This window comes from Gemmatimonadales bacterium, from assembly GCA_035502185.1.
GTDB lineage: Bacteria > Gemmatimonadota > Gemmatimonadetes > Gemmatimonadales > JACORV01 > Fen-1245.
In genome coordinates, this window is sequence record DATJUT010000063.1 from 71,371 (window position 1) to 84,109 (window position 12,739).

The 12,739-nt window shown below is 69.4% G+C and carries 12 protein-coding genes; 1 reads left to right on the forward strand and 11 read right to left on the reverse strand.

Annotated elements, in window-relative coordinates:
- Positions 1-10: 10 nt before the first annotated feature.
- Genes VMF70_08595 through VMF70_08640 form a run of 10 tightly spaced genes read right to left on the reverse strand, consistent with a single transcriptional unit; the run spans position 11 to position 7,577 of the window.
- Complete coding sequence (locus VMF70_08595) at positions 11-460, reverse strand: DUF420 domain-containing protein (GenBank protein ID HTT68073.1); 450 nt, start codon at positions 458-460, stop codon at positions 11-13.
- Positions 430-1,206, reverse strand: coding sequence for an ABC transporter permease (locus VMF70_08600; protein HTT68074.1), 777 nt, complete (start codon positions 1,204-1,206; stop codon positions 430-432). Before VMF70_08600 ends, VMF70_08595 begins: the two co-directional genes overlap by 31 nt.
- Positions 1,203-2,168, reverse strand: a complete 966-nt coding sequence (locus VMF70_08605) for an ABC transporter ATP-binding protein (protein ID HTT68075.1) — start codon at positions 2,166-2,168, stop codon at positions 1,203-1,205. The genes VMF70_08600 and VMF70_08605 overlap by 4 nt, the downstream gene beginning before the upstream one ends.
- Complete coding sequence (gene cyoE, locus VMF70_08610) at positions 2,144-3,076, reverse strand: heme o synthase (GenBank protein ID HTT68076.1); 933 nt, start codon at positions 3,074-3,076, stop codon at positions 2,144-2,146. The genes VMF70_08605 and cyoE overlap by 25 nt, the downstream gene beginning before the upstream one ends.
- Positions 3,073-4,041 carry a COX15/CtaA family protein gene (locus VMF70_08615; GenBank protein ID HTT68077.1) on the reverse strand — a complete coding sequence of 323 codons (969 nt, stop codon included), beginning with the start codon at positions 4,039-4,041 and terminating at the stop codon, positions 3,073-3,075. Before VMF70_08615 ends, cyoE begins: the two co-directional genes overlap by 4 nt.
- Positions 4,038-4,226 carry a hypothetical protein gene (locus tag VMF70_08620; protein ID HTT68078.1) on the reverse strand — a complete coding sequence of 63 codons (189 nt, stop codon included), beginning with the start codon at positions 4,224-4,226 and terminating at the stop codon, positions 4,038-4,040. The genes VMF70_08615 and VMF70_08620 overlap by 4 nt, the downstream gene beginning before the upstream one ends.
- On the reverse strand, positions 4,223-4,501 hold the full coding sequence (locus tag VMF70_08625; GenBank protein HTT68079.1) for a cytochrome C oxidase subunit IV family protein: 279 nt from the start codon (positions 4,499-4,501) through the stop codon (positions 4,223-4,225). The genes VMF70_08620 and VMF70_08625 overlap by 4 nt, the downstream gene beginning before the upstream one ends.
- A 9-nt stretch (positions 4,502-4,510) precedes the next feature.
- Positions 4,511-5,119: a heme-copper oxidase subunit III gene (locus tag VMF70_08630; protein ID HTT68080.1), complete on the reverse strand. Its 609-nt coding sequence runs from the start codon at positions 5,117-5,119 to the stop codon at positions 4,511-4,513.
- Positions 5,116-6,861: a cbb3-type cytochrome c oxidase subunit I gene (locus VMF70_08635; protein ID HTT68081.1), complete on the reverse strand. Its 1,746-nt coding sequence runs from the start codon at positions 6,859-6,861 to the stop codon at positions 5,116-5,118. The genes VMF70_08630 and VMF70_08635 overlap by 4 nt, the downstream gene beginning before the upstream one ends.
- Positions 6,858-7,577 (reverse strand): cytochrome c oxidase subunit II, encoded by a 720-nt coding sequence (locus tag VMF70_08640; GenBank protein ID HTT68082.1) that lies wholly within the window; start codon positions 7,575-7,577, stop codon positions 6,858-6,860. Before VMF70_08640 ends, VMF70_08635 begins: the two co-directional genes overlap by 4 nt.
- A 234-nt stretch (positions 7,578-7,811) precedes the next feature.
- Here VMF70_08640 and VMF70_08645 point away from each other — a divergent pair, with 234 nt between their 5' ends.
- Positions 7,812-9,224 carry an amino acid permease gene (locus VMF70_08645; protein ID HTT68083.1) on the forward strand — a complete coding sequence of 471 codons (1,413 nt, stop codon included), beginning with the start codon at positions 7,812-7,814 and terminating at the stop codon, positions 9,222-9,224.
- A gap of 136 nt (positions 9,225-9,360) precedes the next feature.
- Here the strand turns inward: VMF70_08645 and VMF70_08650 are convergent, their stop codons facing one another.
- Entirely contained in the window at positions 9,361-12,738 is a 3,378-nt protein-coding gene (locus VMF70_08650) for a carboxypeptidase regulatory-like domain-containing protein (GenBank protein ID HTT68084.1), read from the reverse strand.
- Position 12,739: the final 1 nt, after the last annotated feature.

Consider the following 12,739-nt stretch of genomic DNA (forward strand, 5'->3'; position numbering starts at 1 on the left):
GGGGCCAGCGCTAGAAGGAGAGCCGGAAGAGCAGCAGCCAGACGACGACCCCGGTCACGGACACGTACAACCATATGGGCAGGGTCCATCGCGCGTAGCGCCGATGCGTGGGATGTCGCGACCACAGTCCGAGATAGACGGTTGTCAGGGCCAGGGGCACGACCGCCGCTGCCAGCACGGTGTGCGTGATGAGGATAGCGAAGTAGACAGGCCGAATCCAGCCCCGGCCGGCGAAGTGCTTCACTCCGGCGTGAGCGTGGTACCAGAGATACGAAGCGAGAAAGACCGTGGAGACGCCGAAGGCCGCCAGCATGCAGGCCTTGTGGAGCAGCGTCCGCCGGCGCCGGATCATGGCATAGCCGAGCGACAGCAAAACCGCCGTGACGCCGTTGAGCGTGGCGTTCACGGCGGGAAGATCCTCCGTCGCGATCACCGCGTGGGCCGGCGGGAGGCCACCCACACAGCGGCACCGAACGCCAGGACCGCGCACGCCGCCGTGACGGCGAGCGAAACGCCGAAGCCGGGCCCCGTGGCGCCGGCGGACGAAAGCGCGCGCCGCAAGGCGGCCACGCCGTACGTGAGCGGGTTCACCCGCATCACGGCGCCGAGCCAGCCCGGCGCGCCTTCAACGGGAAACAGCGTGCCCGCCAGGAGCCACATCGGGATCAGGAACAGGTTCATGATGGCGTGAAAGCCCTGGGTGGAGTCGAGCCACCAGGCGATGGCGGCGGCGAGCGCCGTGAGGCCGAAGGCGAGCAAAAACAGCACCGCCGCCAGCACGGCCAGCGCGCCCGGAGAGGCGAGCCTCAGTCCGACCGCCGGTCCCAGCGCCAGGAACAGCGCGCTCTGCAGCACCGCCAGCGTGGTGCCGCCGAGCACCTTGCCGAGCACGATGCTCGCGCGCGGCACGGGCGCGACGAGCACCGCCTGCAGGAACCCCTCGCGCCGGTCCTCGATGATCGAGATCTCGGAGAAGATGGCGGTGAAAAGGAGAATGAGGATCACCACTCCGGGAAAAAAGTAGGCCAGGTAGCTCGTGCCCGCCGCCCCGCCGGGAGCGTGGAACGAGGGTCCGAGCCCCGAGCCGATCAGCAGCCAGAACAGCACCGGCGGGGCGAGCGCGCCCACCAGCCGGCTCGGCTGGCGGTAGAACCGGACCAACTCCCGCTGCCACAGCGTGCCCACCGCGACGAGGAAGTTTCTCACGCGCCGTCGCCTCCGTCGCCCGCATGCAGGTGACGGCCCGTGCGGTGCACGAAGACGTCGTCCAGCGTCGGCTTGCCCAGCGTGAGGCCGAGGATCGCTTCGGGAAACGCCTCCACCAGTCGGGGCACCAGGTCGTGTCCTCGCGCGACCTCGATGCGCACCGCCCCCTCGACCACCGCGGCCGGACATCCGAACCGGGCCGCGACGGCGCCGGCCAGCCGCTCCGGGTCGGCGGTCCGCACGGTGATGACGTCGCCGCCGATCTCCGCCGTCAGCGCCGCGGGCGCGCCCAGGGCGACCAGGCGGCCTTCGTCGAGCAAGGCGATCCGGTCTCCCCGCCCGGCCTCGTCGAGCAGATGGGTGGTGACCACGGCAGTGGCCCCCGTCTCGCGGCGGACCAGGTCCAGGTAGGACCAGAACCCCCGTCGCGCGGAGGGGTCGAGCCCGGTCGTCGGCTCGTCGAGCAGCAGGAGCCCGGGGCGGTGGAGCATGCCCTTGGCCAGCTCGACGCGGCGGGCCAGGCCGCCGGAAAGCCGCTCCACGCGCTCGCCCGCGCGGCCGGCGAGCCCGACCCGCTCGAGCGCGGCCTTGATCCGCTCCTCGAGGTCCCGGCCTCCCAGGCAGTAGAGCCGCCCCTGGTGCCGGAGGTTCTCGGCGGCCGTGAGCTTGCGGTCGAGGCTCGGGGCCTGGAACACGACCCCCATCCGCCTCCGGGCCAGCCCGGGCTGCCGCGCCACGTCGGCACCGAAAACCTCGGCCGCTCCGCCGGTGGGCAGGAGCGCGGTCGAGAGGATGCGGAACAGCGTCGTCTTGCCGCTGCCGTTGGGTCCCAGCAGGGCGACCAGCTCGCCCTGCGCGACGTCGAAGGAGATGCCGGCCAGCGCCTCGCGCGCGCCGAAGCGGTGCCGCAGGCCGCGAACGCCGACCGCGGGCTCGGTCAGCCCAGGGCCATCAGGGCGCACAAGGCGGGCAGGTAGATCAGGGAGTAGCGGAACAGGAAGGTGGCGCACGCGTGATTGCCGGGGCTCGCGGCGAGCCGGACGCCGTAGTAGACGAAGCCGCCGCCCAGCGCCAGCGCGCCGAAGAAGTACAGCGGACCGGCCATCCCGAGCGGCGTGGGCAAGAGACTCACCACCAGCAGCGCGAGCGCGTACAGCACCGACTGGCGACCGGTGCTGGCGCCGCCGGGGTCCTCGACCGACAGCACCCGGAAGCCGGCACGCGCGTAGTCCTTGCGGTACAGCGCCGCCAGGGCGAGGAAATGCGGCATTTGCCAGAAGAACAGGATCAGGAACAGCACCCAGGCGCCCGGGTCCAGGCGGCCGCGGGCCGCCGCCCAACCGATCATGGGCGGGATGGCCCCCGGCACCGCGCCGACCACCGTCGCGAGCGAGGTGAGCCGCTTCAGGGGCGTGTAGACGAGCAGGTAGCTCGCGGCCGTGAGGGCGGCGAGCAGGGCGGCCAGCGGAGTCACGGCGGCGGCCAGGTAGGCCGTGCCCGCGACGCCGAGTACGGCGCCGAAGGCGAGGCTCTCCCGCGGCGTCAGCCGGCCGGAGGGCAGCGGCCGGCGCACCGTCCGCTTCATCACCGCGTCGAGGTCGCGCTCGACCCACTGGTTGAGGGTGCTGGCGGCGCCGGCCACGAGCGCGGTCCCGAGCAGGGTGCGGAGCAAAGCCAGCACGTCCACCGCGCCGTGGGCCGCGGCGAGGAAGCCCACCAGCGCGGTCAGCACCACGTTGAACGTGATCTCGGGCTTGGTGAGCGTGAAGAACGCGGCGAGCCTGCGGCGGCCGGGGGCGGCCGGCGCCGGGGTAGGGACCGGGGCGGGGGGCGGAGGCGCGACCGCCGCGCCGCCGGAAAGCGCGGTCATGCCGCGGTCGAGGCCGGGGAGCTGCTCCGGTCCGAGGGCAGCGGCGCCAGCAGGCGCGTCGCGCGCAGCGCCAGCACCAGCGCCGTCGCCAGCACCAGCGCGCCCGACAGGACGTGCGCCGTGGTGGGGACGACCGCGCGCTTCGTCCAGATGATGGCCGCGCCCAGGTAGACCTGCCATGCGAGCAGCAGGGCGAGCAGCAGCGCGGGCCGGCGCAGGCCGGGCACGGAGCCGTGGCGCCGCATCGCGGCCGCGACGGTCCAGATCAGGCACAGCGCCACCAGCAGCGCGCCGGCGCGGTGCAGCAGCTGATAGGCGACCGGCGTGGACATCAGGCCCGCCGCGGGCCACAGCCGCCCGAACGCGAGCGGAAAGTCGGGGACCGCGAGACCCGCGCCGGAGTGGCGCACCACGGCCCCGACCAGGATCTGCAGATAGACCACCGCGACCGCCACCCGCGTCAGGGCACGAAGCGACGGCGCGCCGGCGTCGGGCGCGCGCGGCGGGGCCTCCATCCAGCCGGCGGACGTCACCAGGGCGATGGTCACCGTGAGGCACAGGACGATCTGTGCCAGGCCGGCGTGCGACACGGCGAGGGCCAGCGGCAGCCTCCGCAGCACCGTCAGGCCGCCGAGGACGCCCTGCAGCGACACCGCGGTGAGCGTGATCAGGCCCAGCCAGCGCACCCAGCGGCGGGGCTCGGACCGCCACAGCCACACCGCCAGCACGATCGTCAGCAGGCCGATGGTGGCGCCCGCCATCCGGTGGCCGTGCTCGAACAGCACCCCGCCGGTCATCCGCGGAAAGACCTGCCCGTACGACAACGGCCAGTCGGGCACGGCCAGCGCGGAGCCGGTGCTGGTGACCAGGCCGCCGATGAAGATCAGCACCGCGGTGGCGCACGCCACCCCGACCGCGTAGCGGTGCAGCCCGGGCCGGTACGCGAGGAGGTCCGGCCCGCTCACTTGCCCAGGAATCTCCGCAGGAACCTCAGGTAGACGGCGAAGCCGACGGCGAAGGCGGCGAAGGCGATGGAGGATGCCAGGCTCCAGGTCGAGCCGCTCCGCTGGTAGTCGTGCCATCCCCACGCGGCGAAGAAGGCGCAGAAGACGATCGCGGTGACGATCAGGACCTTGTGGAAGTTGATCACGGTCCCCGGAATCCGTGCATGACGGCCACCACGAGTATAACCGCCAGGGGGAGCGGCGCCAGCACCACGTACAGCAGGCGCTTGGGCTCGAACTTGAGGTGCATGAAGTAGAGGGCCACGAGCAACGCCTTCCACAGCGCCAGGAAGACCAGCGAGACGATCATCAGGCGGCGCGGCAGGCGGAAGTACACGATGGCGACCTCGACCATCGTCAGGATCGCGAGCAGCCCCCAGACGGCGACGTAGTTCGGTGCCTTGTGCTCGGCAGCGTCCATGGCCGGTCCCTAGATGAGATAGACGATGGTGAACAGGATGATCCAGACCAGGTCCACGAAGTGCCAGTACAGCCCGATGGTCTCGATGCCCTGGAACTTCCCGCCCGCGTACTTGCCGCGGAACGCCCGGATGGTCACCCAGATCATGCTGAGCACGCCGCAGGTGACGTGGAACCCGTGGAAGCCGGTCATCGTGTAGAAGGTGGCGCCGAACAGCCCGGAGCTGGGCAGGAAGCCCTTCTCGATCAGATGGTGGTACTCGAACGCCTGGACCGAAACGAAGGTCGCGCCCCCGAGCACCGTGAGCAGCAGCCAGCGCCTGAGGCCGGCCTGGTCGTCGCGCGTGGCGGCGGCGTACGCCTTCACCATCGAGACGCTGGAGCAGATCAGGATGAAGGTGTTGATCGCCGTGACCGGGATGGCCAGCACGGAGCGCGGCTCCGGCCACTGGGCCGCCGTCCCCCACCGCAGGATGATGTAGGAGCCGATCAGGGCGGTGAAGAACATCACCTCCGAAACGAGGAAGACCCACATCCCCAGCTTCTGGGTGTGGACGCCGACGGCGCCCTGGGCGTGCTCGCCGCCCGCCATCCCGTGCGTCGCCGCGTGGGCGGTCATCGACGGCCCTCCGGAACGGAGGGAAGCGGCTGGTTCACCGGGACGTAGTCCTGCGCCGCGCCCGGCAGGCTGAACTCGTACGGGCCGTGGTAAACGGTCGGGGTGGTCGCGAAGTTCCCGTGCGGCGGCGGCGAGGGCACCGTCCACTCGAGCCCGCAGTCGTGCCACGGGTTGATGTCGGCCTGCTTCCCGCGGGCCAGCGTGCGGACGATGTTCCACGCCATCACCAGCTGCGAGGCGAACAGCAGGAACGCGCTGATCGAGATGAAGACGTTGATCGGCTGCATCGGTCGGAGGTAGTCGTACACGGTGGGGTCGTAGATCCGCCGCATCTCCCCGCCGATGCCGAGGATGTGCATCGGGAAGAAGGTGAGGTTGTAGAAGACGAAGGTCAGCGCGAAGTGGACCTTGCCCAGCCGCTCGTCGAGCTGCTTGCCGAACATCTTCGGGAACCAGAAATACACGCCCGCGTAGATCGCGAACAGGCTGCCGCCGAACAGCACGTAGTGGATGTGCGCGACGATGAAGTAGGTGCCGTGGATGTACATGTCCACCGGCGTGGAGGCCATGAAGATCCCCGACAGCCCGCCGATGATGAACATCGACACGAAGGCGATGGCGTTCAGCATCGGCGTGGTGAAGTGGATGCTGCCGCGCCACATCGTGCCGAGCCAGTTGAACACCTTGATGGCCGAGGGGACCGCGATCACGATGGTCGAGACCATGAAGGCGCTGGCCAGGGTGGGGTTCATCCCGCTCTGGAACATGTGATGGCCCCAGACGATGAACCCGAGGAAGGCGATGGCGATCATCGCCCACACCATCGAGGTGTACCCGAAGATCGGCTTCCGGGCGCCGTTGGCGATGACGTCCGAGACGATCCCCATCGCCGGGAGGATGAGGATGTAGACCTCGGGGTGCCCGAAGAACCAGAACAGGTGCTGCCACATCAGCGGCTGCCCGCCGGCCGCCGGCAGGTAGAAGTGCGTCCCGATGGTCTGGTCGAAGAACAGCATGATCACGGCGCCGGCCAGCACCGGCACCGCGAGGATCGCCAGCACCGCCGTGATGAACAGCGCCCACACCGAGAGCGGCAGGCGGAACCAGGTCATCCCCGGCGCGCGGAGGTTGATGACGGTGGTGATGTAGTTGACCGAGCCCAGCAGCGAGGAGGCGCCGAACACCACGATGCTCAGGCACCACAGCTGCTGGCCGAGGTGCACGCCGGTGTAGTCGGGGCTGTTCGACAGCGGCGCGTACACCGTCCACCCCGCGATCGACATGCCGCCCAGCACGAACAGGCTGGCCAGCATCAGCAGGCCCGAGGGGATCATCAGCCAGAACGACCACATGTTCAGGCGCGGGAACGCCATGTCCGGCGCGCCGATCTTGAGCGGGATCAGGTAGTTGGCGAACACCCCCACCAGGAGCGGCATCACGGCGAAGAAAATCATGAACGTGCCGTGCATCGTCACCAGCCCGATGTACGTCTTGGGCGAGACCACGCCGCCGGGCGCCACGCCCTCCGGCAGCCAGCCCCCGAGCGGCATCGGCTGGCCCGGGAAGCCGAGCTGCCAGCGGATCCCCATCGCCAGCAGCCCGCCCACGAGCAGGAAGAACAGGCTCAGGAACAGGAACTGGATGCCGATGATCTTGTGGTCGGTCGAGAAGACGTACTTGCGGACGAACGACCGGTCGTCGGCGTGCACGTGCCCGGGCAGGGCGGTCCCCGCGGCGGTCATTGGGCGCCCTTTCCACTAGTAGTAGGGGCGGCGGCGGCGGCCGAGTCGGCCGCCGTGGCCTCGCCCTGGCTCACCAGCCAGGCCGCGTAGTCCTGCGGCGAGTGCACGATCACCACGCCGCGCATCCGGTAGTGTCCCAGGCCGCACAGCTCCGAGCACGCCAGCTCGAAGGTCCCGGTGCGCGTCGGCCGGATCCACATCCGGATGTTCATCCCCGGCACGAGGTCCTGCTTCAGCCGGAACGCCGGGATGAACAGGCTGTGCACCACGTCGCGCGCCGTCATCTCGAGCACGTAGTCGCGGTTCACCACCAGGTGGATCGAGTCCTTCTTCAGGAAGTCGTCGTCCGTCCCCAGCTTCCCGTCGGGGCCCGGGTAGGTCACGTGCCACTCGAACTGCTTCGCCTCGAGGCCGAGATGCGCCGCGTCGCGCGGATACGTGTCGGCGTCCTTGATCTTCGACCACAGCGGCTGGCTGACGAGGGCGAGCGTGACCAGGATGACTGCGGGGATGGCCGTCCAGACGATCTCGGCCTTGGTGCTGCCCTCCACGTAGGTCGCCGTCCGCCCGCTCCGCTTGCGGTAGCGCACCAGGAAGACCAGCAGCGTCGCCTCGACCAGGACGAATACGGCGCCGGTGATGTACAGGATGACGTAGAACAGCGAGTCGACCTTGCCGCCCACGCTGGACGCGTTGCCCGGGAACCACCAGTGCATCAGGCTGTCTCCGCCGTGATCCAGGCCTCCCCGGAACGGGGCCGGCCGCGCGAAAGGACGTTTGAGAGTGATTGTCGTGTCGAGTCGCGGTGAAAAGTAACAGCGGGAACGCCGGCTGTCATTGGGGGCGGAAGCCGTGGAGCGGTCGGGACTTCCGCCCCCTCATGTTCGCCGGCGAACATGCGGGAGGGCGCAGGCTTGCGGGGGGTCCGGGCGGCCGGGTTATGTTCGCGCGTGCCTGCCGAGTCGTTCCCGAAGCTCGTGCCGCGCCCCGAACGGGACGCGTGGGGCGAGCGCCTGCCCCGGAGCCTCGGGCTGTGGAGCGCGGTGGCCGTGCTCGTCGGCTCGACCATCGGCAGCGGGATCTTCCGCACGCCGGCGCTGATCGCGGCGCGGGTGCCGGCCCCCGTCCCCATGCTGGGGGTGTGGGTTCTCGGCGGCGTGCTGGCGCTGTGCGGCGCCCTGACCTACGCCGAGCTGGCGGCGATGTACCCGCGCTCGGGGGGCCTGTTCGTCTACGTGCGCGAGGGGTTCGGCCGCATGCCGGCGTTCCTGCTGGGCTGGACCGAGCTGCTGGTGATCCGCGCCTCGGCCCTGGGCGCCACCTCGACGGTGTTCGCGGAGTACCTGCTGCGCTCGCTGGGGAAGAATCCGGAGCTGGCGCAGTATGCGCCGCTCGTGCACCCACTGGCCGCCGCGGCCATCGTCGTGACCGCCGTCTTCAACTACGTGGGCGTGGGTTGGAGCGCGTTGGTGCTCAACGCCACGACGGCGGCCAAGTGCGGCGCGCTGGTGCTGCTGGTGCTGGTGGCCTTCGCGGCCGGGCACGGCGACTTCCGGCACTTCGCCGGCCTGACGCCGACCGGCGGAGGGACGCTCGAGGCGGGGCTGTTCGGCCTGGCGCTGGTGTCCGTGCTGTGGGCGTACGACGGGTTCGCCGACGTCTCGTTCGTGAGCGGAGAGGTGCGCGACCCGCAGCGCAACCTGCCGCGGGCGCTGCTGCTCGGGACCGGCGCCGTCGTGGCGATCTACCTGCTGGTGAACGCGGCCTATCTCTACCTGCTGCCGATCGGCGAGGTGGCCCGCTCGCGGCTGGTGGCCGCCGATGCGGCGGAGCTGCTGGTGGGCCGCGTGGGCGTCGGGCTCGTGGCGGTCGTGGTGATGGTTTCCACCTTCGGGGGTCTCGCGGGCTCGATGCTGACCGGGCCGCGCATCTTCTTCGCCATGGCGGACGACCGGCTGTTCTTCCGGGGGGTGGCGCGCATCCATCCCCGGTTCCGGACGCCGTCCGTCGCCATCGTGCTCACGGCCGGACTCGGGGTCGCCTTCGTGCTGGCGCGGACGTTCGAGCAGCTGGCCGACACGTTCGTGCTCGCCCTGTGGCCGTTCTATGCGCTGGGCGCGGCGGCGGTGTTCGTCCTGCGGCGCCGCCTCCCCGCCGCCGACCGTCCGGTGCGGGTGTGGGCCTATCCGCTGCCGCCCATCCTGTTCCTCCTGGCCGCGGTCCTGATCCTCGGCAACGCCCTGGTGACGAACCCCGGCGGCTCGGCGCTCGCCTTCGGCGTCATCCTCACGGGGCTCCCGGCCTACTGGCTCTGGTCGCGCTCCAGGGCCGGCCGCACCGGGGGCACGGCGCCCGTCGCGTAGCGGGCCCCGTCGCGCCGGCTGCGTCGCGGGCGGAGCCCCGTGTCGTCTCGCTGCCCCGCTCCCGGACTTCGGCCTTCATCGAAACGAAGCCGCCCCCCTTGCGGAGGGCGGCTCGCCGTACGGGTGAGGCTACGAGCTAATTGAACAAGTAGCGCACACCCAGGTTCAACCGCCACACGTCGTTCGTCGTCACCGACTTCTGGAACGAGTGCGTGATCAGCGACGTGCCGATGTTCTCCAGCCGGTACGTCGGGGCGCCGTTGGCGTCGGAACCCACGAAGACCAGGGGTGCCACGGTGCCAGTGCCGGCGCTCGGCAGCGTCGAAATCTGCCCGAGGCCCCAGTTGTGATTCAGCCAGTTGGTGAAGTTCAGCATGTCGAGCCGGATCTGGAACCGGCTGGTCTGGCCGGCGATCGCCCGGCCGATGTCCTGCGAGATGCTCAGGTCGGCACGCCAGACCATCGGCAGGAAGACGGCGTTGCGCTGAGCGTACTGGCCGCGGTGGGAGCTGAGGTACGAGTCCTGCTCGATGAAGGCCTCCCACGCCGCCTGCTGTTGCTGGCGGGTGTACGTGACGGCGCCCGCGCCGGACCCCACGGTCAGCGGCACGAAATTCATCTGGCTGGTGTCCGTCGTCGGGATCCAGATCAGGTCGTTGCCGCGGACCCCGTCGCCGTTCATGTCGCCGGCGAACACGTAGCTGGTGTTGCCGTTGGTGTGGCCGTCGAAGTAGACGCTCACGGAGGTGTTCCCGACCCACCCCGCCCCCACCAGCTTCCCGATGAAGTTCTGGGTGTAGGTGATGGCCGCAAAGAACCGGTTCTTCTGCATGTTGCCGGAGTACCCGGCTCCCGGATTGTTGGGGTCGGCCGACTGCGCGTTGGCACTCCACGAGCCGTAGGCGATGGAGCCCGGGTCCACGGTGTTGCGGCTCACGCCGTAGCTGTAGCCCAGCTTGGCATAGAGTCCTGTGGCGACGGGGCGCTCCAACGTGAACGTGAGCACCGAGGAGTGGCCGATGCCCTCGTTGGTCAGCACCGTCGCGTCGGCGGAAACGGCCGTGTACAGCTGGTTCGCGTGGGTATGGGTCGCGTTGTTCAACCAGCGCGGCCGATTGTCCACGCCCGAGAACGTCGTGTCCGCTGCGGGCAGGTTGACGTTCTCGTACGCGACGCCGTTCACGTCCTTGGTGTACAGGAACTCGGCGCTGGCGGTGAGCCCGAGGAAGGGCAGGCGCCGGTCAATGCCGATGTTGCTGCGCCACACCTGCGGGAACTTGAAGTTCGGGTCGGTGAGCGCGAGCTCGTAGCTGGCCGCGGGACCGCCCGTGACGGAGGCCGGCGCATAGTGATACGGATCCGGGTTGAACGGATAGGCGGTGGTGTTCTTCTGCTGAATGAAGCCCGTCAGCACCCCGGTGTTGCCGATCTGGTTCGAGATCCACACGTAGGCCGGGCGGCCGGCGAACAGGCCTGTGCCGCCGCGCAGCTGCGTGGTGTGCTTGCCCTGCACGTCCCAGTTCAGGCCCAGGCGCGGCGACCACTCCGGCTTGACCGACGGCAGCTTGCCGGTGTTGTACGTCGTCGTCGGGCAGGTCGCCGACGTGGCCGCGCAGCCGAACCCGAGGCGGAAATGCATCGTGTCCGCCTGCGTGTTGTCGTAGGCGGTGTTCCCGAACCACGGGGCGTCGACCCGCAGGCCCGCCGTGACGGTCATGTCCCTGGTGGGCCGCCACAGGTCCTGCGCGTACACGCCGGCGTACTGGACGTCCAGCGGCTGGACGGGCACGCTCTGGCCGGGGATGTTCGCGTACCGGTACTGGAAGGTGTTCAGCGTCACCGGCGACGTGGTGCGGTTCGGGTTGGCCAGGTAGTCGTTGAGGTCGGTGTAGAAGTCCGCGAGCGAGTTGTACACGTACACGCTCTGCGCGCCCGGGAAGAAGATGTTCAGCGAGTGATACTTCTCGTAGCTCACTCCGAACGTCAGCGTCTGGTTGCGCAGGTAGAAGTTGTAGTTGTCCTGCAGCTGGAAGCTGTGGTACCTGAGCGTGTTGTCGGGCGTGAACGGCTCGAACCCGAGGGCCGTGTACGACGTGCCGCCGTTGAGGATCTCGATCAGCGGGAACCAGGGAGGCGAGACGTTCGACCGGCTCTCATCGTTCGAGGTGTACCCGATGATGAAGTTGTTGGACATCTTGGTGCCGATCGTCGAGTTCCACTCGGCCACGGTGGAGCGGATGTTCTCGAGGATGGCGTAGTTGCTGCCCGCGAAGTTCAGCGAGTTCAGGTTGCTGCGCACGCCGCCGACCCCCAGCGACGCCGAGTTCGACATCAGGATCGGCGACTGCGAGTTCAGCAGGTTGTACCGCACCGAGATCTTGTTGTGGTCGTTCAGGTTGAAGTCGAGCCGGGTCAGGAAGCGCGTGGACGGGATCTGGAAGCTGTAGCCCTGATACGCGCCGGGGTTGAAGTTGAAGTTCTTCTGCATGTAGCTGCTGATCGAGTCCAGGTCCGACGCGAGCACGCGGGTGACGCTGCCGCCCACGGTCTGCGTGCCGGTGTTGGCCGTATAGGTCGTGGCCGGCGTGGTCTGGGCGTCGTTCTCGTAGCTGGCGAAGAAGAACAGGCGGTTCGGGATGATGGGCCCGCCCACATTGACGCCGATGTCGTGGTACTTGAAGGTGCCGGGGTTGAAGGTGTTCGCGCCGGCCTGCGTGCCGACGAGGCTGTTGCTCCGCCAGCCGTAGTACAGCGACCCGGTGAACTGGTTGGTGCCGCTGCGGGTGACCATGTTGACGCCGGCGCCCACGAAGTTGCCCTGGCGCACGTCGTACGGCGCCACGTTCACCTCGACCTGCTCGAGCGCGTCGAGCGAGATGGCCGCCACGCCGGTGCGGTCGCCGGGCTCCCCGGCGAGGCCGAACGAGTTGTTGAAGTACGACCCGTCGATCGTCATGTTGTTCAGCAGGTTGTTCTGGCCCGCGAACGAGTAGCCGTTGGTCCCGTTCTCGTACTGCGGGGTCAGCCGGAGGAGGTCCTCCACCCGCCGGGTGACGGTCGGCAGCTGCTGGATCGCGGCCGTGGGGACGGCGGTCGCCGCTCCGGTCCGCGCCGAGCTGAAGATCGGGTCGCTCTGCCCGGTCACGGTGATGGGCTCGATCTCCACGCTCACCGGCGTCAGCATGAACTGCAGGTCCGCGGTCACGCCCAGCTGCAGGTAGATCCGGTCCTGCACCTGCTGCCGGTAGCCGACGTATGCGACCCTCACGCTGTACGGCCCACCGACGCGCATGCCGGGGAGGGTGAACCGGCCATCCTCTCCCGTCGTGCCGACGTACGAGGTTCCGGACGGGCCGTGCACGGCGACCACGTGGGCCCCCACGAGGGCGGCGCCCGACGAGTCGCTCACGACCCCGGTCATCGCCGACGTCGTGACCCCTTGGGCACGCAGCGCCGTCGTGCCCGCGAAGGCGACCAGCGCAGTCAGCAGACAAATCCTGCCAGGTAGCTTCATG

What these genes read in the sequence shown, in the direction of transcription:
- cyoE (HTT68076.1), bottom strand. Translation starts at nt 3,076, where the DNA reads ATGACCGCGCTTTCCGGCGGCGCGGCGGTCGCGCCTCCGCCCCCCGCC.
- VMF70_08625 (HTT68079.1), bottom strand. Translation starts at nt 4,501, where the DNA reads ATGGACGCTGCCGAGCACAAGGCACCGAACTACGTCGCCGTCTGGGGG.
- VMF70_08630 (HTT68080.1), bottom strand. Translation starts at nt 5,119, where the DNA reads ATGACCGCCCACGCGGCGACGCACGGGATGGCGGGCGGCGAGCACGCC.
- VMF70_08635 (HTT68081.1), bottom strand. Translation starts at nt 6,861, where the DNA reads ATGACCGCCGCGGGGACCGCCCTGCCCGGGCACGTGCACGCCGACGAC.
- VMF70_08640 (HTT68082.1), bottom strand. Translation starts at nt 7,577, where the DNA reads ATGCACTGGTGGTTCCCGGGCAACGCGTCCAGCGTGGGCGGCAAGGTC.
- VMF70_08650 (HTT68084.1), bottom strand. Translation starts at nt 12,738, where the DNA reads ATGAAGCTACCTGGCAGGATTTGTCTGCTGACTGCGCTGGTCGCCTTC.